Raw genomic sequence first — 23,774 nt, forward strand, 5'->3', positions numbered from 1 at the left:
AGTTAATAGGAGCATTGTTTCTAAAATTTGGAGTCGCCTAGTTTTCTTGAATTATGAAGGAGGATGGAAAATGAATAATGCAGAACAAATCATTGAGTCATCGGGTGTATTAGTCGAAACTATGAAGAAATATTTGTACATTCTGGATGCGCAAATCGAACGTCTTGAAGCAGTGATTGGTGGCATTCAGCAAGTTGTCCTCGAAGAAGGGCACTCTTCCGTACTCCCAAGTGGGACAACCATAAATTGGACGGAAAGACTCGGTTCAACGGAAAAGGAGCTTAAAATCATGAAAGAATTACGAGATACAATTGCAAATTCATAAGATAAGAATTCTGATCTTCTGTAAGAATGGATATCTTTTTGTGAGGGAAGGGGACAACACGCATGACTGGTTCAAACCATATTATCAAGGATAAAATTCATAAAGTGTACCCTTCATTCACAAACTCAAAACAAAAGGTAGCACAAACGGTATTACCAACCGGAGCCGATGTGATATATTTCTCCGTCACAGAGTTGACTGTACTGCTGCCGTCGGGGAAACAACTATACTACGTTTTTGCAGAAGGCTCGGTTGTACAAGCTATCAGGCATGCCAACTATCCACCACTTAAACGTTAACACGTTTTGGAGTGGGGGCTTGAAAAATCCTAGTTATCTAGTCTGAGTCTACGATATATGGTGAGCCAAACGAGGGACTACGTTGGACCAGTCAATACGGATTTGTGTGATTCCCAAGCACAATATCTTAAATGCAACGTTAATTTTATATTAATTTTAATATTAACAATGTTGGTAATGATAATTTTAATAACAATATAAACACTAAACTTTTTGTTTTTTCTACACATATTTATGGGATGATCAATAGTACTGTAAAACCCAGTCAATCGGTTGATTTTTTTTCTTCTGCAGTTGCTCTATCGTATTGGTAAGATGCTTTATTTCATTTTCATAATGCTTCTTTAGTTCTTGTAGCTGTGCTTCGTAGTTACGCTTTAAACCATCCTTATCCTACTGTGAATGCTCTGCTATTTTCGTAAGTTCCTGAATAGCCTCTTGACTTTCTCTTTGTCCTACATAGATTTACGTAATGGCTCTTTCAGAGAAGCCTGCAATTCGTCTCAACGCTTTTTATCTGTATTTAATTGTTCCTTTTATAAATTTAATGCTAATGTTAATATTAATAACAATATATGCACCAAAAAATCTTAGCTAACACCTTCTTCCAACATGGAAGTACTAACATCAAGACGCATGTACATTTTTATTATTTGTCCTCTAACCTACTTTAGAGTGACAATTGATCTGTCTGTTACAGAATATATTTTAGCGTAAAGGACAATTAACATTAGCTAATTGTTAATATTAATATTTTTATTAACAAAATTATTAATGTTTTTGTTAATTTTTTTTTCGAAGGTGGCCATTATCCCTACTAGCGGCTTAAAGTATTCATATGCCCCTTCTTCCTCTGAGGCAGGCTCATTAGCAACACACCACATAACAACAGATGGATGATTTTTATCGCGGGCAACGAGTTCTTTAATCACATCCTGATGATGTTCAAAGGTTTTAATTTGTGTCCATGTGCTTTTCTCTGGTGTTGCCCCGTTCAACACAGTTGCCATAAAGTTTAAATGAACGCCCACAGCTGGTGTTTCATCAATGACAACGAAGCCTTCCCGATCTGCGAGACGCATAAGCTCTTCTGAGTAAGGATAATGCGATGTGCGGAATGAGTTGGCTCCAGAGTCCACTTCATCAGTTTAAAATCCATTACGTTAGCAGCTTCATTAAAGCCTCTTCCATGAATCGGTGTATCTTCATGCTTCCCAAAGCCTTTAAAATAGAACGATTTATTATTAATCAAAAACTTTCCGTCCTTTACTTCTACCGTTCTTACACCAAATGGCTGCTCATATACATCAACGACTTTGCCATCGTTCACAAGTTCAATGTGCATCGTATACAAATACGCATTTAATGGTTCCCATAGCTGCACATCTTCGATATCAATCGTGCCCGCAGAACCGTTCGCTTTCGCTACAACTGCTCCATCCTCGTCCACAACATTTACCTTTACTTCCGCCGTACCTGCGACTGCAATAGCGTAGTTAACCTTTCCAGACTGACCTGCGATATCAGTAACAATGGTCACATCCTCTACATATGTTTGCGGTGTTGTATAAATTTTCACCGGACGCTGTAGTCCTGCATACTTAAAGAAGTCGAAATTCGGGTTATTACGAGCTACTTTGCCAACGCCCGGAATCTCCTTCTCTGTATAAATTCCTACTGGTAGTGTAGAATCATCTAACACATTGTTTACTGCAACCGTTAGGCGATTTTTCCCCGCTTGTAAAAGGGAGTTAATCTCTGCTTCAAACGGTAAAAATCCTCCCTTATGCTCCGCAGCAAGCTCTCCGTTAACATATACCTTTGCCAAATGTGTAGCAGAACCGAATCGTAATACGATACGCTCAGAGTTCAAGATTGACGGAACCGTATATTCACGCTCGTACCAAACCCAGCCAACATGATTGCGAATCTCAGCAGTGACACCAACATCATTGAAGGAGGACGGAACCGCCATCGGCATTGTATCGCTCAATTTAGTTGCTTGCCAGTTATCCTGCAAACCAGTTCCTGAATCAAGCTTAAAGTTCCAAATACCATTTAAATCAATAATAGTTCTTGTATCTGTAATAATCGGATATAACATTCCAAATACTCCTCTAAAAAATTTTTGGATAACATGCTCTTGAGAGTACTTTCAATCTATCTATTCACCCCATGGAAGGTGGGGGGACTTTCTTGGGTCATGCACCTGTTTATCGGGAAAGAAAGTATCTTTCGGCGTTATAGTAACTAATATTTCTAACCATTTGCTCAAGAAACTTCATATCGTTCGGAGCCTTTCCCGCTTCTACCCATTCACCAAGGATGTTACATACAATTCGGCGGAAGTATTCATGGCGAGCATAAGAGAGGAAGCTACGGGAATCCGTCAGCATGCCGATAAAGTGACTGAGCAGTCCGACATTTGCTAAATCCTTCATCTGCTTTTCCATTCCATCGATATGGTCGTTAAACCACCAGCCAGAGCCGAACTGAATTTTCCCCGGAACACCTTCCTCATAAAAGTTCCCCATCATTCCAGCAAGCACCGCGTTGTCCTTCGGATTCAAGTTAAACAATACCGTTCTTGGCAACGCATGTTCTTTCTCGAGCGCATCAAGGAAGCGGGACAATCCTTCTGCCATATTCGCTTCTCCTACTGAATCAAAGCCTGTGTCAGGACCAAGAAGCTCTTTCATTTTTGTATTGTTATTTCGGATTGCTCCCATATGAAGCTGCATGACCCATAGTTTTTCGGCATACATTTTTCCAAGTTCCTTTAAAAGGAACGAACGGTATGCAACCAGCTCTTCGCTTGAGAGCTGTTCACCGCTCAGCCGTTTACGAAAAATCTCTTCAACCTCTCCCTGAGTGACCTCTATATACTCCATCTTTTGGATATCATGATCTGATGCCCGGCCACCATTCTGATGAAAGAACTCAACTCGTTGTTTAAGCGCATTCAATAATGCATCAACAGAATTAACCTTCAATCCAGTTACTTGTGCTAATTTGCCAATCCAACTCTCAAACGTTGGACGCTCAATGAAGAGCGCGCCATCCGGACGGAACGTTGGAGCAATAATTGAATGAAAGGATTCATCCTTCTTCAGTAGTTGATGATACTCAAGCGTAGATACCGGGTCATCTGTCGTACCGATAAACTTTACATTTGCTTTTTCAATAAATGCTCGTGGTCTAAATTCGGGCTTTTGCAGCTTCTCATTGCATTCCTCCCAAATTTCACGAGCTGTTTCTGGGCTTAGCCTTTTTTCAATCCCAAAAAACGTTTTCAATTCCATGTGTGTCCAGTGGTGCAGTGGATTTCCGATTAAGTGAGGTACCGTCTCAGCCCAGGCTGAAAACTTCTCCCAATCCGTTGCATCACCTGTAATGTAGCGCTCACCGATACCGTTCATGCGCATGACCCGCCATTTATAGTGATCTCCGCCAAGCCATAACTGTGTAATATTTTCATACGGTTTGTTTTCCCAAACCTCCTGCGGATTTAAATGGCAGTGAAAATCAAAAATCGGCAATTCCCGAGCAGCATTTTGATATAATTGGATAGCAGTATCAGTATCTAACAAAAAACGTTCATCCATAAAGTTTTTCATGTATTTCTCCTCCACAAAAATAAAAATTACTTATATAATGGTTTTAATGTAAACACTTTCAAATGTAAGAAATACTCATGATCCATTTGCTGAATATTAATTTGTTTATTGAACAAATTAATTATAGGACAAATTTATCATCTTTATTGGATTTAGTCAACGAATTATTCTAGAATTAATAGGCCTAAATGAACGTTATTAAGAGTAAGATTGATATCTGCTATAATGGAAATTAAACTTGCTCAAACATAAGAATGGAGGACATGTATGGTTACAGGTGATGCAGCTTATATAAAAAAAATTAATCGATCCTTAATCCTCGGAAAAATTGTTGAGGAAAAAATGATTTCAAGAGCTGATGTATCCAAGGTCACAGCCCTAACGAGAGCTACTATCTCTGCTCAGGTGGCAGCTTTGTTGGAGGAAGGGCTCATTGTGGAAACACAGCTAGAGCACAATGCAGTCGGAAGAAAGCCAATCATGCTTTCTTTAAACAGGCAAGCTGGTTATGCACTCGGTGTCGATCTGAATTATGGCAAGATTTCTTTTACATTATCCGATCTTCTTGGCTATCCTGTTTTATCAAATCATATTGAGATCAATACAACAGACTACTCGGAGATTTACAAGCTCATCGTGGAGCACATCAATACATACACAACGAATTGTGTTAACAGCCGTTACGGAATTGTCGGAATCGTGATTGCAATCCACGGTCTTGTCACAAAAGAAGAAGTCATTCACTATGTACCGCGTTTAGGCTGGCATGATATAAACTTAAAGGCAGATTTAGAAAAAGACCTTAACATTCCTATTTATATTGAGAACAATGCAAACCTCTGTGCCTTTGCGGAGCGAGTATACGTGCACCATAAAACGGATAACTTGTTATCTGCCTCTTTCTCTTCCGGCGTAGGTGTTGGGATGATGATGAACAATGAGTTCTTTCGGGGTCACGATGGATTTGCTGGTGAAATGGGACATATGATTATTATGCCGGGGGGTAAGCCATGCGAGTGCGGAAATAAAGGCTGCTGGGAAAAGTATGTTTCCGAAACAAGTGTTTTTGAATATTTGTCCAAAGAAAAACACATCAAACATCTAACATATGAGCAGATTCAAACCTGGCTTGATGAAGGTGATCATCAAGTACATGAATTGATGGAACAGTTCCTTTACTATTTAGCAATCGGTTTAAATAATATGATTAATATGTACAATCCAGATGTAGTAGTGCTTGATAGCGAATTGCTACGTATGTACCCAAATTCCTTAGATAAAATTAGAGAAAATCTGCATTCTTCTATCAGTCATTACCGTGAATTATCCATTTCTTCAATTGGAAAAGAATCGTGCATCCTAGGTGCTTGTGCGCTTGCTATTAAGCATTTTTTAGATGTTCCAATGCTAAATTTGTCACTTGCAGAATAAATCCATTAAAGGTTTTATATGAGCTTTCCAAAAGGGCGTTACATGCAACCTTTTGGAAAGCTCATATAGTAGACAAACAATAAGATTTATTATTTTGTTGCTATCGCTATTGCTGCTTTGCATAGCATTAGATCCACTACTTAAAACACTTGACTGCAGGTAAGAGGGGGTTCTATTTTCTTTTTATGAAACCTTGATAGTGTTACATAGAACCTTCTCCTTACAATCATTGCACTTATTATTTTGAACTCTTTTCTTATTAGGAATCAAAGAGCGAAGGGTTACATAACATTAACATTAATTTTAATAGATAAAATTTAAACTTATAATCAATAATGATATATTTAATATCAATACTAATATTAACATTATTATTTTAAATTTTATTAATATTATTAATTCCTCTTTTGTTAGCACACCTCTAAGAATAATGAAAATACACAAAATGTATATCAATGAATATGAACGATCCTCTACAGGATACCTCTCTGCCGTTATTGAATCAGTAATAAGAACTTGGTACAATGCGAATAAGAAGAGAAAGGTGATTAGCTATGAAAAAACAATCACGGTTAGTGAAAGTAGTCATTGATAGAGTTTCAAGGTTGAACTTACTTTCCATATGTGAGAAATATCTTCAAACAGACCTTGAACATGTCGTTTTGTCTCTTTATGAACAATACTATCAAGATAAAGATATCAAAGAATCTTTCAGGCTGCTTAAAAAGGATTCCTTTAGTCGAACGAAGCGAAGATGGATCAATAGCGCTATTAAAGACTATGAAACGCAAAACCAAAAGAAAAACAAGGAATTGATAGGAGAATATCGGTTACTTCGTAAGTATTACGAGACAAGCGGAAAAGAGTTATTTTCTGAACAGTTTGAGGGAATTTCATGTCCGGAAGAAGTGATGAAGAGACGCATTGAAGCTCTGACACAATGGAGTAACGATGAGGCACGTTATTTAACAGATTACCTGTATCTCCATCAAAAAACACGTACACAAATAGAGAAAGCCGTTTACACGGATATTGCAGTTATCATGGGGATTACCTTAACAGATACTTCTTTACAGGCCTTAGATGAAAATATCATTGAAAGTCCGTTTTCTACCGTAGAAAATCCGTTCTTCGCTAATACGAGGGGGAAAGTCCATCTAACAGATCCCCTGCTGGAGAGGGAAGGAAAGGAATACTTCCTGAATCATTATAATCCGTATGAAGATGAAGGCTATCAGCTCCTTATTGAAAAGGAATATGTTGAGGAAAACGGGAATAAGGTAAGCGACTTAGATCGATTGGATTATAAGATTTTCCTTGAAGTCATGAGTCATCGTGATGAACTTTTTGCTACTCAGAAGGTTATCACCATCAAGGTTGGAGATATTGTAAAGAGTTTATACAAAACGGATAGTAAACGAAACTATAAGACCGTTGAAGACCGCATTGCGAAAATGAAGCACTATAGTATGACGAAAGTAGAAAGTAACAGGAAAACCTCTTATGGGATTTTTGATTTTGTGGATATTACGACAAACCCCAACGGCACTAGGATAGCGGAAATTCACGTCAACGAAGTCATTTATCGTGATTATATTCAACGCCAAACCGTTCGTATTTATCGCAACAAGGTTGAAAAGCTTAGTCTAGACTCTTCCTACCATCTGCTTTTTGTGATGCAAAAGGAACGATTAATTTGTTATGAAACAAAGTCTCCTTATACGGTTTCAAGAGATTATTTGTACTTCTCTACAAAAATTCGCTTTAGAAAAAGACGCAAACAGGAGAATCTAAAAGAAGTGGAAGAAGCATTAGATGAGCTCGTACAGCAAAAAATCGCCGTTCAGTCCTATCGTCGGAGCGGGCAAGTATTTCAGATTACGTTCATCCCGATTGAAGAAGAAGAAGTGAAGAATTTACTGGAAGGGGACTACGAATATATGCCATTGTCTCCTTACAAACATATCGAATAGCATGAATCCCCGCTCTACTTGAGTTAGGGGATTTTTGTTTTTTCTAAGCCTTCCCTGGGACAAAAAAGACAGTTCTCTATCTGATAAGCGCGTAAAAAGGGGCAAAAAGGGGGATTTTTTCTTATTTTTTGCTCCATTTTGCCGTGCGAAAATGCATTTTTGCTCCATTCTGCCGTGCGAAAATGTCATTTTGCTCTATTCTGCCGTGCAAAAGTGTCACTTTGCCTAAATCACTATAAAATCTTACTAAAATTCTTAGCTAAATTGTGAACTTTTTGTGACCAAAATTAGCGTTTTGGCTGTTTTTTGCTCCGCTTCTCCGTGCGAAAGTGTCGTTTTCTATTCAAATTGAGCTTAAAAAGCACTTTTTGCTCCACTTTACCGTGCGAAAGTGTCATTTTGGCTGGAAAAATTTTTTCGTTTTCGTTAAAAACACCTTATAGCCTCCATACCTCTATAAAAAGGAAAGGCAGAAATGGCGTATTCTTGGGCTTTGTTGTACTCCTTTTCTCCCGGGACTCTTTTTTGCTCCATTTTACCGTGCGAAAATGTCACCCGTTCAAACCACCTCTCAATCCCTTGGTACATAAGGGGTCTTAAAAAAATTGCTCCATTTTGCCGTGCGAAAGTGTCGTTTTACAGTTTTTTCTTTGCTGTTTATACTGAACATACTACCTTAGAAATGTCGAATGAAAGGAGGGTACGACATGAATCAACTGAAAATGCCCATCAAGCGCCATATTCTTATCGCAAATAAACTACTTGCTGTTATGAGCGGTTTGAACCGACAAACAAAAAGAGATGACCGTTATTATTACGAAAAACATGCTCTGGGTTTAGCAGAGAACTTTATCCAAATCAAATGGACCAGTTCTTTAATTAAACTGGTTATTGCCTATGTCTCTAAATGTAATAGTCAGGGCATCATTTCGTTGATTTCAGAGCAAGAATTAGCGCAAACCATTCATTGTTCTGTTCGTACCATCCAGAATAATAATAAGCTTCTTGAGGCATCTGGCATCCTTACATGGGATCGTTTATGGGGAGAGTATATCCAGGTATCCCTTTGCGATTATCTTGAAAGCTTTTTGGATTTACACAAGAAGGAACAAGCAACACAAATTGTTACTACAGCTGAAAAAGAGGATTCACACAAACTGCAACTCGTTCGTGATGAATTCTTCGAAACTGAACTAGAAGCTTATTCCTCTAAAAGTGGGTATACCTCTATTTCTGATGAAGTAATTTATTTACTCCTGGCTGTAGACAACATTAATGTGCTCAGACTAGCCTTACGTGCTTTATTTACATACGAAAAAGACGTGAATGTCAAAAAGGAGACTGAAGCTCTTTTATCCTACAGCGAAGTAAAACACGTATTACCACGTTATATTGGGTATAAATCTGCGATTAAAAAGATGGCAGCTAAGCTAAATGCCATTTTTAAAGTGGAAGTGTTTGAAAAAGAGGCATGCATCAAAACATTCATTGAGGAAAAAGCTACAAAACAGTCCGTTTTGGAAAAGGTAAAGGATGGGTTTATTTTATCATTTCATTTGGTTGGATCCCGTGATAGTAAAACCCAAAAGATTCTTGAAAAGTTCCAAGCGGAGCATTTATTTACGCAATTTGAAAAACGCTTTCAATCTTTTGGACAATATAGCATGAAAAAGGAAACGATCTATTCCCTTGCCTATGAGTTTGGTCTGTCTATTTTAGAAAAAACCTTAACCTCTATTATGCATGATCTCCAAACTCTTATGCATAGCGATGTTCCTGCTTTTCATGATTTAATTCGGTACCTAGAAGAAAATCTGGCTACGTATATCCGAAAAATTGCCAATGGGTATTATCAGGCGAAAATTACCGCTTAATGGTACCCTGCTTTCCTATGCCCTTTTTTACCCCTTTGTCATTCCTCTACTGTTCATGCGCTAAAATCCCAATGAAATGGAAACAATCGTTACTGCTTTTTTGTTTAATCTTCTTTTTCTACACCTTTAATTGATAATGAATTTCATTATCCTGAAAAAAATCAAATAACTGAAGAAAGAAAGCAAAATATAGAGGAAAAAAAGGAAAATTATTTGTAGGTATTCAGATCATAAAGAAGTAAATATTGTGGAGTTATAAAAAAAATAACGGGATATTCCTAACAAAAGAGATAGCAAAAAGTCGCTTAATCCTTGTCCTGACTATATTTGTGCGTACTACAGTTTTTCCAATGTTTTTAATATCTGTAATGTTTGTTTTAATATATCTTTAATATTATATAAATTTCTAGAAATTTCCTTCAGTCAGAACAAATACAATATATCTTCTTAACAGATCTTCTGAAAAGAAGTCCCCTTCCTCAAGGAATGAGAAGGGCGTAGCCCAAATAAGTAGGTGGGGGATGAATGTTCAGTAGGCGTAAGCCTATTTTTTTCTCTTCTTTGTATTTGGTTATTGAGAATCGAACAAACATTCGTTATAATGGAATTACCAAGACATGGAAGGTGGTGTTGAAAATGGCAACTAGGGAAGATGGAACTCATATAAAAGGAACAAAAAAATCTTTACCAGATGGTTGGATCACTTCTGGTTTTCGTTTCGCTATTGTTCCTACTGAAGAACAAGCAACACGTCTGGAACAAGCATTTGGTTGTGAAAGAAAGGTTTACAATGAATATATAGCTGGTTTGTATGAGTATTTAGAAGGAATTGGATTTGAAGGTGGTTTGATTCGTTATCAGGTTCCTTCCTACACAACGATTACTGCTCAGTACGATTATTTAGATAAAAGCAATGATTCTTTTGTCTACAATGATGCGAAAATGAGGTTTCAAGCAGCGATTCAGAAATACAATGAGGAATATGCAAAAAAGCCTATGCAGTATAAAAAGTCTGTACGTAAAAAAATGAAAACCATTGGATATATTCCTACTATCCGAGATATAAAGGGTGTGCCTAAATTCCATAGTAAAAAGCAAGGTAAGTTAAGCTACACGACAAACCAAACAAACGGAAATATAAAAATAAGACAAGAAAACGGAGAATGTTTTTTATGTATTCCGAAATTCAAAGAAGGAATTTCTATGATTCTACATCGAGATGTTCCAGCTGATGGTGTCATTAAAAAGGCGACGGTAAAGCGTGAGGGAACTCGATATATGGTCTCCTTGTCCATCGATTATCCGTTCAAGGTACCTCAACCTCAAGAGGATCTATCTCCTGATGATGTAATAGGTTTAGATTATAGTCAGGAACAACTCTATGTAGATAGCAATGGTCACATTGCCGGTTATACAAGATACCATAAGATCATTGAAAACCGTCAACGGCGTATGAATCAATCCCTTGCTCGTAAGAAGAACAATGCGAAAACAGATGAAAAAGGCAATATTCTATATAGTAAGAATTATCAAAAACAAGTACGTAAATACCAAAAGGTCATGGCAAAGGTAAAAAATAAAAGAAGAGATACTTTCCACAAGATGACGAATCAGATAACCAATGATTATCAGGCTGTTGTGGTAGAAGATATTGACTTACGGAACTTGGCACAATGCTTACGTTTAGGGAAAAAGTTACATGACAACGGATTTGGGCTATTCCGCACGATACTCAAATACAAATGTGAAAGAAAAGGCAAATATTATATTGTTGCTGATAAATATTTCGCATCTAGTAAAATCTGTAATTGTTGTGGAAATAAGAAAGATAAACTTACATTATCCGAAAGGATATACAGATGTACCGAATGTGGTACAAAAACTGATAGAGATTATAATGCAGCACTTAACCTCAAGCAATACGGTACTCATGTTTTGAAGGAAATGAGCGTGTTGTCTGCATAATGTGTATCAGTTTCCAAATAGCGGTAGGAACGCCGCGAATGCAAGGCTATGGACATGAACCGTTAGGTTTGTGAGTGAAGTAGCAATAAAAGAGAAGGATGTTGTTTGTCTTTCGAAGCCCCCACTTCAAGACGCGCAGCGGATAAGTGGTGGGTAGTTCACATCACAGCAATTTATTTTCTACGCTACATAAATCATGAGTGTTTCAAGTAAACAAAACAGGAATATATACAATAAAGATTGAACTATCTAAGTATGGTCACTTTCCACATATAAAAAAAGAGTTTATACTATAGAGTACAGTCTTATATCCCTATATAGAAAACCGCCCACCGGAGTATACTCCAGAAATATAGGAACACCAATAAAACAAAATCACTTTCATACAGGAATAACTACTCTCATGCAGAAAAGAGTGGGAACATTACCTAGGTGTATTACCCTAACATCTTACCTAGGATGATTCATGTAACAGAAAGAGATCAAAGAAGGGGTAAGCCATAATGAAAAAATCAGGGAAAAGTAAATCAGAGAAAGCTACACTCGGAAATCGTAATGCAAAAGTATTAGCATTTTCTACTAACAAGGGTGGCGTTTTAAAAAGTTCAGCAACAGTGAATACAGCTGGAGCTTGGGCATCCCAAGGAAAACGAGTATTAATTATTGATATGGATAACCAGGGGAATAGCATTTTATCGTTTGGGCAGAATCCGGACAGTTTTGAATATACAACTTACGATGTGCTTGTAGATGGATTAGCTGCAGAAGTTGCCATTGTGAATGTGCATGAGAACGTTGATGTTCTTCCAGCGAATGATGACTTTACATTCTTTGAATTTGACGTATTAACTGACAAACGATTCACAAAAGAGCAGTACTTTTTGTTATTGAAAAATGCTGTAAATCATCTTCGAAACGAGTATGATATCATCCTGGTGGATAGTCCTCCGACTCTCGCATTAACGCAAGGGAATATTCTTTCATTTGTGGACTATGTTATTATTCCATTTCAGCCAGAGCCGTATTCGCAACGCTCCTTGGTAAAAATGATGGATGCTATCGCTACTATGAAGAAGGATACAAACCCGGATATTAAAATCTTGGGTATCCTAGCAACATTAGTTGATACAAGAACGAATCTGCATACAACCATTTTACAAGAGTGCCGTTTCTTGTGCAGACAAATGGGATGGAAATTATTCGATACAGTTATCCCTAGATCCGTTCGATTTGCGGATGAAATTAAGAGCAAAGGACTTCCTGCTACTCTTAGTAAGTCAAGGGATCCAATTGTGCAGAACTATTTTGAATTAGTAGAGGAGATTGAGAAACAATGGCAAGACAAAAAGGCAAGGGTTTAAGTGGATTTGCGGGGGTTGCGAATTCTCCGCTGTTACATACACAAGATGTTAATTCTAATGTTAACGATAGTGCTAATTCTATTGACCCGTTGGAAAAACTTCAGGCAGAGATCCCTGCAAAGGAACTGACAACTGTTATGAAGGGAATCTATTTTGATTCTGAAGTATGGGATGTTATTGAAGAACAGTCTCAAAGATTAGGACGCGGTGGAAAGTCTAAATTAGTGAATGAAATCGTTAAAAACTATTTGCAGCAGAAGGGGCTTTTATAAGCCTCTTTTTGTTTGAAATATAGTTGTTGGGAGATTAACTATTCTGTTGATATAAGTAGATGATTTGAGGAAAGAAAGGCTTGAGGTACTTAGTTATTCCTCACCTGTATTGTACATATCCTCAATGATTCTACCGGGAGAAATGATTTTTTTCTCTTTCATACTGTTTCAGTGAGAGGGTTACACCTATGTACTAATAGGAAACATCCATGTTTGAAAATAATTTATATAATTAGTATGGAAATTAATATTAATATTAGTGTTATTAATGATATCTACATTAAACTATTTATTGGCATTATTACTGTTCTCAAAACTTTAAGTGGACACCAGAACCCAAAAGATTGTTATGCTATTTAAATATCTTTTTGTAATATTTTACATTTAGAGCAAAAGAAACTAAATTTGTCATAGTTAAAATTATATAGCTGCTCAGACAATAAAGATTGAAATATCGACTATGGCCACTTTCTAATAGTTCATAAATTTTTTAAAAAAGGCTCTTGACTTGGAACGCGTTCCATAAAATAACCTATTTTCACAGGGATAATAGGTGTAAATAGAAAATTGGACGTCATAAAGTTAGTGAAGAGGTGATAGCGTATGGAAAAAAAGATTGTATTTTTTGATTTAGATGGAACAGTATTGAACGAAGACAAGCAGATTTTGGAATCGACCAAAACAGCCATTCGCTTGCTTCAGGATAAGGGAATTTATACTGCGATTGCCACTGGTCGAGTTCCTCTAATGTTTGACTGGATTCTTGAGGAACTAAATATAGATTCTTATGTGTCTACAAATGGTCAGTACGTCGTATTTGAGGGGAAAGAAATCTACTCAAATCCACTAGATCCAGAAATGTTAAATAGTATAACAGATGTAGCAACAAGTAAAGGTCATGCAATTGCTTACTGTAATCATCAATATGTTAAGGTTAGCGAAGAGAGCCACCCTTTCATAGTGACTAGCTTTGATGTGTTAAAAATGGATTATCCTTCAGTTGACCGAGAATTTTATAAACATTCCCCTGTTTATCAAGGACATCTTTACTGTGATATTGAGGATGAGCAATTGTATGTTGAGCGGTATCCAGAATATAAATTTGTAAGATGGGATAGATATGCAGCCGATATTCTTCCCAAAGGAAGTTCTAAGGCAAAGGGAATTCAAAAGTTACTAGAAGTGGTTGACATAAAGGTTGAGAATAGTTATGCCTTCGGTGATGGATTAAATGATTTAGAAATGCTTTCTTTTATAGGAACTGGAATCGCTATGGGTAATGCAGTTCCTGAAGCAAAAGCTGCAGCTGATATTATAACAGATTCCTGTTCAGAGGATGGGATTTTTAACGGATTAATCAATGTAGGATTATTGGAAGAAAACGCAAGGAAACAGTTAGTTACCAGTACTATCGCCTAAGGTTCCAATCGTGACTTTAAAGAAAATAATATAGAATGGCTCGGACAATCAGGGTGGGATGAAGGTAGTTATCTTTAAAGGGCGTGTAATAACTTAACAAATCAAGTGCTCTTGGTAGTACGGTTCATCCAAGAAGAGAGCTGTTTAATTGTTATAAATTAAGTAGCTCTCCTAACATCTATAGAGTCACCAAGAATTAATTCTTGGTGAAAGACTAGAACATTCAGTTTACAAAACACATTAAATTATAGGTCACGATATCGTATTGAATATACCGTATAGTAAAATCTCCTCTTTACTTATTGTTAAATCGCTTTTATAAGAATTTTAGTGTAAGCGTTATCTTTTGCCGGCGGGTTCGACTGTATGAGTAACTGTCACAATATTTGATGTAAGGAGAGTAGTGGGAGCAACCTTTGGGATGCCATTTTATCATTGAGATAGTTTTTATTATCTCTTATTTACATGTATTTCCGCATAATAACTTGTGCAAGAAATGAAAGATGAGGGGGAAAAACATTGTTTAAGAAGCTATTTGGCCTTTTACAACAAGTAGGGAAAGCATTAATGATGCCAGTTGCACTCTTACCAGCAGCAGGAATTTTATTAGGTTTAGGGACAGCGCTTCAAAATCCTACATTATTAGATCGTATTCCTATGCTTGAATCACAGTGGTTCCAACTACCGGCAACCATCTTAGCCCAATCGGGTGATGTTGTATTTTCTAACTTATCATTGTTATTTGCGGTTGGGGTGGCTGTTGGCTTAGCAAAGGGTGATGGTGTAGCAGGTGTAGCAGCCATTGTCGGCTATTTAATGATGAACAAAACAATGAGTACGATTTTAATTGCTACAGGTCAATTGGATTTAGAGAATTTCAGTAAAGATCCGTCATATGCAAACATATTAGGTACTCCGACATTAGCAACTGGTGTGTTCGGCGGTATCATTATTGGTGTATTGGCTGCAATTATGTATAAGCGCTACTACAATATTGAATTGCCCCCATATTTAGGTTTCTTTGCAGGTAAACGCTTTGTACCGATTATTACAGCAGTTTTTGCAATAGCTATTGGTGCAGCCATGGTTGTTATTTGGCCGCCAGTTCAAGCGGGATTAAATGCCTTTTCAAGAAACATGATTGATGCAAATCCTACAATGTCAGCATTTGTATTTGGATTAATTGAGCGGTCGCTAATTCCATTTGGACTACATCATATCTTTTATTCACCATTCTGGTTTGAGTTTGGAACGTATGTAAATAAAGCAGGAGAATTGATTCATGGTGATCAAAAGATTTTCTTTGCTCAGTTGAAAGATGGTGTAGAATTAACAGCTGGTACATTTATGACTGGTAAATTCCCTTTTATGATGTTCGGTTTACCTGCAGCTGCATTAGCAATGTATCATGAAGCACGTCCTGAAAATAAAAAAGTTGTTGCTGGAATCATGGTTTCAGCTGCCCTAACATCTTTTTTAACAGGGATTACAGAGCCGCTTGAATTTACATTTTTATTCGTAGCACCAATTTTATTTGCGATTCATGCAGTATTTGCAGGCTTATCATTCATGATCATGCAAATGTTAAATGTGAAAATCGGGATGACATTTTCGGGAGGAATTATTGATTATACCCTGTTTGGTATCTTACAAAATCGTACAGAATGGTGGTTAGTTATCCCTGTTGGTTTAGCTTTTGCAGTTATTTATTACTGTGGTTTCCGTTTTGCAATTCGCAAGTTCAATTTGAAAACACCTGGACGTGAAGACAAAACAGACGAATCGGAAACAGGTGCGGTTGAAGCTGGCGAACTACCACGTAATATATTAGAAGCACTTGGCGGACAAGAAAATATCACACATTTAGATGCTTGTATTACACGTTTGCGCGTATCAGTAAATGATGTGAAAAATGTTGATAAAGAGCGCCTAAAAAAGCTGGGTGCAGCTGGTGTACTAGAAGTAGGAAATAATATTCAAGCCATTTTTGGCACAAAATCGGATCAATTAAAAGAACAAATCAGAAAATTTATTGCCAGTTAATGTTCTGATAAAAGAATAACATATTGTTAGGAAGAGAGTCTCTCAATCTAGTTAAGGTATAAGCAGCTTTTATATAAACGTGGATCTAGTTTTGGGAAGGTTCACCAAAAGGTGAACTTCCCTGTTTTTCTGTACATTAGAATCTGGAGTTTTAACGAGGGGGGAATAAAAATGGCCATGATACGGTTTGGTGTGATTGGAACAAATGTAATTACAGAAGAATTTATTCAAGTAGTAAGAGAAGTAGAGGATTGCACTTTAGCTGCTGTTTATTCTCGAACCGAGGAACGAGCAAAAGAATTTGCAGAAAAATTTGATATCCAGACTATCTTTACAGATCTAGAAAGCATGGCAACAAGTGAAGAAATAGATGCTGTTTACATTGCCAGTCCTAATTCTTTCCATGCTAGGCAAGCCATTATCTTGATGAAACATGGAAAACATGTTTTATGCGAAAAGCCTATTGCTTCTAATACAAGAGAATTGAAAGAAATGATTGGTGTGGCAAAAAAGAACAATGTTTTATTAATGGAAGCTCTAAAGACGACCTTTGTTCCTAATTTCAAAAGTATCCAAAAGAACTTGCATAAAATAGGGAAAATCCGTCGCTATGTTGCAAGTTATTGTCAGTACTCTTCCCGCTACGATGCTTATAAGGAAGGAACGGTCTTAAATGCATTTAATCCTGCATTTTCAAACGGCTCATTAATGGACATAGGAATCTATTGTATATATCCGATGGTTGTGTTATTTGGAAAGCCTCATAGTATAAAAGCAAATGGCATCTTGCTCGATTCTGGGGTGGATGGAGAAGGAAGTATTCTCCTAAAGTATGAAGAACAAGATGCAGTTGTAATGTTTTCAAAAATAACCAATTCCTATTTACCTTCAGAGATTCAAGGGGAAAATGGGAGTATTATGCTTGATAAAATGAATCCTCCAGAAAAAGTGGAGATTCATTATAACGATGGACGTATAGAGAATATTACACAGCTTCAAAGAAGTAATCCGATATATTACGAAGTGCAGGAGTTTGTCTCCTTAATCAAAAATGGTGTTCTCGAGTCGGGCACAAATTCCTATAAGAATTCACTGTCAGTTGCAGAAATAATGGAAGAGGCAAGAAAACAAATGGGGCTTGTATTTCCGGCAGATAAGGTGAGATAAACGAACCTTTTGAAAGCATGTAGGACAAGCACTCCCGTTTTCAATCGATGTTATTCTTGTGCTAACAGGGTTAAAGTAAATAGGTGTATTCAATAGTGTCTCTACAGATAGGAAGATTTTTAAAGAGTTAAAATTCTGAATATTCTATTAAGACAAAGAGGAACATTGTCTGATACATCATTTTTAAGTAAGAAATAACAAAAGAAGTACTTAACAATTAATTATTGTCCCTTATTATGTTTGGAAAAAAAGGAGATTATCATGTTAAAAAAACTATTTGGAAGAAAAATTAAAAAAGAGGTAGAAACTATCATAGCTCCGTTGTCTGGACAAGTTGTTCCATTAGAGGACGTCCCTGATGAAGCTTTTGCACAAAAGTTAGTGGGAGAAGGAATAGCCATCATCCCGGAGGAAGGAAAGGTTGTTTCCCCTATTAATGGAGAAGTAACTATGGTATTCCCTACCAAACATGCTATTGGGCTATTATCAGAAAAAGGTCTTGAGGTTTTAATTCACATTGGAATTGAGACTGTCACAATGGGCGGAGATGGTTTTGTAGCCCATGTGAAGACTGGGGATAAGGTAAAAGTAGGGGATTTACTTATTGAATTTTCTATGGATTTGGTTAAAGAAAAGGCTAAAAGTACGACTAGCCCAATTATCATTACCAATTTTGATCGTATTGATCATTTAGAATTAGGATCCTCTAAAAGTGTCAAAATGGAAGAAAGTATACTCATGAAAGTAGATCTTAAATCATAACACTATTAGGTCATGTGAGTATAAAGATATTTACTAGAATGTTTCATGTATTAAACTATTTTCTACTACGTCATTTTAAGTTTGTATAAGCGACATTTGTATAAAGTGTAGAAAGAAATGGGGAAAAGGGTTATGAAGAAAATAGCAGTATTAACAAGTGGCGGAGATGCACCGGGAATGAATGCTGTCATTCGAGCAGTCGTTCGAAGAGGAATTTTTAGAGGACTAGAGGTGTATGGCGTACGAAATGGATACGATGGTTTAATCTCTGGGAATTTTGTAGAGATGGATCTTGGGAGTGTAGGTGATATTATCCACCGTGGCGGAACCATCTTACGAAGTGCACGCAGCGAGAGGTTTAGAACAGTGGAGGGACAGCAGCAGGCATTAGATTATTTAGGGAAATTTGGAATTGACGGATTGATAGTAATTGGAGGAGATGGATCCTTCAGGGGGGCAGGCACATTAACTGCTCAAGGTTTCCCGACAATTGGCATTCCTGGAACAATTGATAATGATATTGCGGGGACAGATTATACAATCGGTTTTGATACAGCAGTCAACACAGCTATGGAAGCTATCGATAAAATTCGTGATACGGCCTCTTCTCATGAACGTACCTATGTTATTGAAGTTATGGGCCGCGATGCAGGGGATATTGCTTTATGGGCAGGAATGTGTGCAGGGGCAGAATCCATTATTATCCCAGAAGATACCTATGATATCAACGATGTAATCGAACGGATTCAGCAAGGACAAAAACGAGGAAAAACACATAGCATTATTATCGTAGCTGAAGGAGTATGTAAAGGGGCAGAGATTGGTCGATTGATAGAGGAGAAAACCGGATTCGATACAAGAGTAACTGTATTAGGGCATCTTCAACGCGGAGGATCCCCTACTGCTTATGACCGAATGGTAGGTAGTCAGATGGGGGCAAAAGCCGTCGATTTATTAATAGGAGGTGAAAAGGGGGTAATGGTTGGATGGAAAGGGGGTCAGCTGACTCATGTATCTTTTGAAGAAGCAGCACAAGATAAGCATACGATTGATCTGTCTGTTTATCATTTAGCTAGGAGTCTATCTATATAGTCTTAGTCTGCAAGAAAGAAGAGAATAAGTTTGTACTATAAATTCTAGATGAAATTTGGAAATCTATGCTGTAAAAGTCAAGACTATAACATCGCATGTGGATATGAGTTGAATTAAAGCTATGTAAAGCCCCACCATGACTGTCATCATTCAAGTAGAAGGATTGATGCATAGCTAGAAGTTAGCATTCTTTTAATTAAAGTTTATATAAGAAAATGCTGTAATAGTTAAGAAAGATCTGTTATTTAAGGAGGACGTTAGATTATGAGACTAGAAACGCTCGCTATTAAAGAAGGTCAGTTTAACTTAGAAAGCTATGAAGAAACATACGATTCGTTTTGTTGGTCTGAGGTAGAAAACAATTTCTCCTGGAATGAGACGGGTCTTGTCAATATGGCTCATGAAGCGATTGATCGTCATGCAGAATCAGAGAAAAGAAATAAAATAGCCTTGTATTATTCTGATAAAGAAAGAGATGAGGCATACACATTTCAGGATATGAAAGAGTATTCGAATAAAGCAGGGAATATTCTTAAGGAAGTAGCTCATGTTGGAAAAGGAGACCGTGTATTCATCTTTATGCCACGTTCTCCTGAACTGTATTTTGCGTTATTAGGAGCAATTAAATTAGGAGCGGTAGTTGGTCCATTATTTGAGGCATTTATGGAAGTAGCTGTTCGTGACCGTTTGGAAGATAGTGAAGCAAAGGTTCTCATTACAACGCCAGAACTTTTGAAGCGTGTTCCGGTTGATGAACTACCAAATTTAAGACATGTGGTACTTGTAGGTGAAAATGTAAAAGAAGAAGGTCTTTATATAGACTTTAAAAAACGAATGGAAACTACTAGCAATCAACTTACTGTTGAATGGGTTGACCGTGAAGATGGATTGATTTTGCATTACACATCTGGCTCAACAGGGAAACCAAAAGGTGTGTACCATGTTCATAATGCAATGATCCAGCATTATCAAACAGCAAAATGGGTGCTCGATTTACAGGATGAAGATGTATATTGGTGTACGGCTGATCCAGGTTGGGTGACGGGTACATCTTATGGTGTGTTTGCCCCATGGCTGGTGGGGGCAACGAATGTTATTCTTGGTGGTCGATTTAAGCCTGAGGATTGGTACCAAACCATTGAAAAATATGGTGTAACTGTTTGGTATAGTGCACCAACTGCATTTCGAATGTTAATGAGTGCAGGGGATGAGCTTGTGACCAAATTTGACTTAAAATCACTCCGCCATATTTTAAGTGTTGGGGAACCTTTGAATCCGGAAGTCATTTTTTGGGGAATGAAAGTCTTTCATTTACGTATTCATGATACGTGGTGGATGACTGAAACAGGCGCACAGCTTATTTGTAATTATCCTTCCATGGAAATTCGACCGGGATCAATGGGAAAACCTATACCAGGTGTACAAGCTGCCATCGTGGATGATCAGGGAGAGGAACTGCCGCCGTATCAGATGGGAAACTTGGCGATTAAAAAAGGATGGCCATCCATGATGAGAGGAATTTGGAAGAATCAGGAAAAATATGAATCGTGCTTTTTGAAAAATGATTGGTATGTGTCTGGTGATTCTGCTTACATGGACGAAGATGGATACTTTTGGTTTCAGGGGCGGGTTGATGATGTCATTATGACTGCAGGAGAACGCGTTGGTCCTTTTGAAGTTGAAAGTAAGTTAGTTGAATTTCCGGCGATTGCTGAAGCTGGAGTGATTGGAAAACCTGATGTAATCCGTGGAGAAATTATTAAAGCATTTGTTTCATTACGAGAAGGATATGAAGCATCGGATGAATTAAAAGAAGAAATTCGAATTTTTGTGAAAGAGGGACTTGCCGCACATGCAGCTCCGAGGGAAATTGAGTTTTGTGATTCCCTTCCGAAAACGAGAAGTGGAAAGATTATGCGACGTGTCTTAAAGGCATGGGAACTTAATTTACCTACTGGTGATCTTTCAACAATGGAAAGAGATTAAGATCATCATTTACAAAGAAAGAAGATACATAATGGATTAACTAAAGTGCTGAGGCAAGTAAAGATAGCGAGAGGGGCTATCGCTATCTAAGAAAAGGTAGAGTCTATATTAATGAAGAAATTGGTTTTGTTACAATTTTTGATTCATTTGACGAAAAAGATTACAAGTAGTTAGTGGTGAGGGGAATAAAAATACTACTAAATTGAAGGAACTAGGTAGCCCAATTAACTATAAGAAAAAAGTAAGAGACCTTGTAATTCTTAAGTGAGCAAGGTCTTTTACTTTATTTGTTCATTACTTCTTTTCTTCATTAATTTAAGGATCCTCAAACAACAACCCCTAATAAATGAAATAATTATTTTGTGAGGACCCATAGTTCAAGCAGTGGGCTTCAAAAGTTTGTCGATTTTGAATAGCACGGCACATCCCACCCCTAAAGGAGTGGGTTTTCGCGTTTCATCGGTCGTACCTCCCTCGAACGTGCCGTTATAAAAACCAGTTTTTTTATTTCGTGGTACATAATGGAATTTAAATCGAACCATAATAAATTTATAAAAATGGTGGGGATAGGAGCGTGATTAATATAATTAAAAAAATCAAGGAATTCGTTGCATCTCTTTCTACCAACAACCGCTCTTATAACGATGACCAGTTTATTGAAGATGAACAGAATTCAAAAGTAATCACCGGAAATCTAACGTACGATATACAAGAATTAAAAACAATCTTCAATCGTTCCTCCGATATAGTATATAGGGAATTTCAAGTAGGTGGTCAAAAAGGAACACTAATCTTTTTAGATGGGTTTGTTAATATAGAATTAATTGATTCAGACGTCTTAAAACCGTTGGTGGAGTATGGAAAAAAGCAGTTAAACCCTCCTGAACTCCATTTTATTAAGCAACTATTTCTAGAACAAATTATTACAGTAGCCCAAATCAGCGAGGGGCAAAAGGTTCAGGATATTATTGATCATGTTTTATCAGGAGATACAGTAGTGCTCATCGATGGAGTGCAGCAGGTACTATTTATTAGCTTACAACAGTGGGATAAGCGCAGTATAGAGGAACCGGCAACAGAGCCCGTGGTTCGAGGGCCAAGGGAAGGCTTTACGGAAAACTTGCGAACGAATACGAGTTTAATACGGAGAAGATTAAAAACTCCTAAACTTAAGATGGAGCTCACAACAGTTGGACGATTATCGAAAACTAATGTTGTAATCACATATATAGAAGGCATTGCTGATGAATCACTAGTGGCAGAGGTTCGCGAACGTATTAATCGAATTGATATCGATGCTATCTTGGAAAGTGGATATATTGAAGAGTTAATTATGGATAGTCCTGTGTCTATTTTTCCTCAAGTCGCATTTACAGAACGACCCGATAAAGTAGTGGGGAATATATTGGAAGGACATGTGGGTATTCTGATTGACAATACACCTCTGTGTCTGATTGCCCCACAAACGTTCTTTCAGTTTCTTCAAGGTGCTGAGGATTATTATCTGCGTTATCCTGTGAGTTCATTTATTCGTTGGATTCGTTATCTCTTTTTACTTATTTCTTTGCTTTTGCCTTCTCTTTATATCGCAGTTACAACGTTTCATCAGGAGATGCTACCGACAAGCTTGCTGCTTAGCGTAGCAGCATCGCGTGAGACGGTTCCGTTTCCTGCGTTTGTAGAGGCGTTGATTATGGAGATTTCATTTGAAGGACTACGGGAAGCGGGCGTTCGTATGCCGCGACCAGTTGGACAGGCTGTGAGCATTGTAGGCGCACTTGTAATCGGGCAAGCAGCTGTACAAGCTGGAATCGTTTCGGCTCCCATGGTTATTATCGTGGCGCTAACTGGTGTGGCATCGTTTATCAACCCAAGCTATAGTATGGGGAACTCTATCCGCATTCTTCGGTTTCCCATGATGATACTTGCAGGATTCATGGGATTGTATGGAATACTGTTAGGAGCGATTGTTCTTCAAAATCATATTAGTAGTCTCCGTTCCTTTGGAGTTCCGTATTTTTCACCTGTAGCCCCAATGGATGCTGAGAGCTTAAAAGACATTATTATCCGTGCACCGAGGCAGGCTATGGTGAAACGCCCAGGGATAGTAGCAAGTAATAAGTCTAAACGTATGAAGGATACATTACGCCATGGACCCAATCAACCGGATAAGTAAAGGCTTAGAGAC

Annotated in this window: 15 protein-coding genes and 2 pseudogenes; 15 read left to right on the forward strand and 2 right to left on the reverse strand. The window is 37.5% G+C overall.

Annotated features, from left to right (window positions below; genetic code table 11):
• Positions 1–70: 70 nt before the first annotated feature.
• Both AAHB12_RS18565 and AAHB12_RS18570 read left to right on the forward strand, forming a co-directional pair.
• Entirely contained in the window at positions 71–325 is a 255-nt protein-coding gene (locus tag AAHB12_RS18565; protein WP_342046400.1) for a hypothetical protein, read from the forward strand.
• A gap of 62 nt (positions 326–387) precedes the next feature.
• Positions 388–624 (forward strand): hypothetical protein, encoded by a 237-nt coding sequence (locus AAHB12_RS18570; protein WP_342046402.1) that lies wholly within the window; start codon positions 388–390, stop codon positions 622–624.
• Positions 625–1,439: 815 nt separating this feature from the next.
• On the opposite strand, the pseudogene uidA reads toward AAHB12_RS18570, so the two are convergent.
• Positions 1,440–2,728 (reverse strand): annotated as a pseudogene (gene uidA / locus AAHB12_RS18575) (beta-glucuronidase); the annotation flags it as partial.
• 109 nt (positions 2,729–2,837) lie between these two features.
• A complete protein-coding gene (gene uxaC, locus AAHB12_RS18580; protein WP_342046403.1) occupies positions 2,838–4,241 on the reverse strand; it encodes a glucuronate isomerase in 1,404 nt (467 codons plus the stop codon).
• 267 nt (positions 4,242–4,508) lie between these two features.
• Here uxaC and AAHB12_RS18585 point away from each other — a divergent pair, with 267 nt between their 5' ends.
• From AAHB12_RS18585 to AAHB12_RS18645, 13 genes and pseudogenes are all read left to right on the forward strand, one after another.
• Entirely contained in the window at positions 4,509–5,672 is a 1,164-nt protein-coding gene (locus tag AAHB12_RS18585; RefSeq protein ID WP_342046404.1) for an ROK family protein, read from the forward strand.
• A gap of 554 nt (positions 5,673–6,226) precedes the next feature.
• On the forward strand, positions 6,227–7,645 hold the full coding sequence (locus tag AAHB12_RS18590) for a hypothetical protein (RefSeq protein ID WP_342046405.1): 1,419 nt from the start codon (positions 6,227–6,229) through the stop codon (positions 7,643–7,645).
• Positions 7,646–8,352: 707 nt separating this feature from the next.
• Entirely contained in the window at positions 8,353–9,519 is a 1,167-nt protein-coding gene (locus AAHB12_RS18595) for a hypothetical protein (protein ID WP_342046406.1), read from the forward strand.
• A 525-nt stretch (positions 9,520–10,044) separates the two neighbouring features.
• Positions 10,045–11,484, forward strand: a complete 1,440-nt coding sequence (locus AAHB12_RS18600) for an RNA-guided endonuclease InsQ/TnpB family protein (RefSeq protein ID WP_342046407.1) — start codon at positions 10,045–10,047, stop codon at positions 11,482–11,484.
• A gap of 503 nt (positions 11,485–11,987) precedes the next feature.
• Positions 11,988–12,845, forward strand: a complete 858-nt coding sequence (locus tag AAHB12_RS18605) for a ParA family protein (RefSeq protein WP_342046408.1) — start codon at positions 11,988–11,990, stop codon at positions 12,843–12,845.
• Complete coding sequence (locus tag AAHB12_RS18610; protein ID WP_342046410.1) at positions 12,818–13,117, forward strand: hypothetical protein; 300 nt, start codon at positions 12,818–12,820, stop codon at positions 13,115–13,117. The genes AAHB12_RS18605 and AAHB12_RS18610 overlap by 28 nt, the downstream gene beginning before the upstream one ends.
• 603 nt (positions 13,118–13,720) lie before the next feature.
• Complete coding sequence (locus AAHB12_RS18615) at positions 13,721–14,536, forward strand: Cof-type HAD-IIB family hydrolase (protein ID WP_342046411.1); 816 nt, start codon at positions 13,721–13,723, stop codon at positions 14,534–14,536.
• Between the two features lie 519 nt (positions 14,537–15,055).
• Positions 15,056–16,561: pseudogene (ptsG, locus tag AAHB12_RS18620) on the forward strand (glucose-specific PTS transporter subunit IIBC); the annotation flags it as partial.
• A 195-nt stretch (positions 16,562–16,756) separates the two neighbouring features.
• On the forward strand, positions 16,757–17,746 hold the full coding sequence (locus AAHB12_RS18625; RefSeq protein ID WP_342046455.1) for a Gfo/Idh/MocA family protein: 990 nt from the start codon (positions 16,757–16,759) through the stop codon (positions 17,744–17,746).
• Between the two features lie 261 nt (positions 17,747–18,007).
• Positions 18,008–18,508, forward strand: a complete 501-nt coding sequence (locus tag AAHB12_RS18630) for a PTS sugar transporter subunit IIA (RefSeq protein ID WP_342046412.1) — start codon at positions 18,008–18,010, stop codon at positions 18,506–18,508.
• Positions 18,509–18,640: 132 nt separating this feature from the next.
• Positions 18,641–19,600: a 6-phosphofructokinase gene (pfkA, locus tag AAHB12_RS18635; RefSeq protein ID WP_342046413.1), complete on the forward strand. Its 960-nt coding sequence runs from the start codon at positions 18,641–18,643 to the stop codon at positions 19,598–19,600.
• A gap of 264 nt (positions 19,601–19,864) precedes the next feature.
• Positions 19,865–21,586 carry an acetate--CoA ligase gene (gene acsA / locus AAHB12_RS18640; protein ID WP_342046414.1) on the forward strand — a complete coding sequence of 574 codons (1,722 nt, stop codon included), beginning with the start codon at positions 19,865–19,867 and terminating at the stop codon, positions 21,584–21,586.
• 574 nt (positions 21,587–22,160) lie between these two features.
• On the forward strand, positions 22,161–23,762 hold the full coding sequence (locus AAHB12_RS18645) for a spore germination protein (RefSeq protein ID WP_342046416.1): 1,602 nt from the start codon (positions 22,161–22,163) through the stop codon (positions 23,760–23,762).
• Positions 23,763–23,774: the final 12 nt, after the last annotated feature.

The sequence above is a fragment of the Bacillus sp. OTU530 genome (assembly GCF_038440375.1).

Excerpts from the sequence above, each read along its gene's own strand:
- AAHB12_RS18565 (WP_342046400.1), top strand. The coding sequence starts at position 71 with ATGAATAATGCAGAACAAATCATTGAGTCATCGGGTGTATTAGTCGAA.
- AAHB12_RS18570 (WP_342046402.1), top strand. The coding sequence starts at position 388 with ATGACTGGTTCAAACCATATTATCAAGGATAAAATTCATAAAGTGTAC.
- uxaC (WP_342046403.1), bottom strand. The coding sequence starts at position 4,241 with ATGAAAAACTTTATGGATGAACGTTTTTTGTTAGATACTGATACTGCT.
- AAHB12_RS18585 (WP_342046404.1), top strand. The coding sequence starts at position 4,509 with ATGGTTACAGGTGATGCAGCTTATATAAAAAAAATTAATCGATCCTTA.
- AAHB12_RS18590 (WP_342046405.1), top strand. The coding sequence starts at position 6,227 with ATGAAAAAACAATCACGGTTAGTGAAAGTAGTCATTGATAGAGTTTCA.
- AAHB12_RS18595 (WP_342046406.1), top strand. The coding sequence starts at position 8,353 with ATGAATCAACTGAAAATGCCCATCAAGCGCCATATTCTTATCGCAAAT.
- AAHB12_RS18600 (WP_342046407.1), top strand. The coding sequence starts at position 10,045 with ATGTTCAGTAGGCGTAAGCCTATTTTTTTCTCTTCTTTGTATTTGGTT.
- AAHB12_RS18605 (WP_342046408.1), top strand. The coding sequence starts at position 11,988 with ATGAAAAAATCAGGGAAAAGTAAATCAGAGAAAGCTACACTCGGAAAT.
- AAHB12_RS18610 (WP_342046410.1), top strand. The coding sequence starts at position 12,818 with ATGGCAAGACAAAAAGGCAAGGGTTTAAGTGGATTTGCGGGGGTTGCG.
- AAHB12_RS18615 (WP_342046411.1), top strand. The coding sequence starts at position 13,721 with ATGGAAAAAAAGATTGTATTTTTTGATTTAGATGGAACAGTATTGAAC.
- AAHB12_RS18625 (WP_342046455.1), top strand. The coding sequence starts at position 16,757 with ATGATACGGTTTGGTGTGATTGGAACAAATGTAATTACAGAAGAATTT.
- AAHB12_RS18630 (WP_342046412.1), top strand. The coding sequence starts at position 18,008 with ATGTTAAAAAAACTATTTGGAAGAAAAATTAAAAAAGAGGTAGAAACT.
- pfkA (WP_342046413.1), top strand. The coding sequence starts at position 18,641 with ATGAAGAAAATAGCAGTATTAACAAGTGGCGGAGATGCACCGGGAATG.
- acsA (WP_342046414.1), top strand. The coding sequence starts at position 19,865 with ATGAGACTAGAAACGCTCGCTATTAAAGAAGGTCAGTTTAACTTAGAA.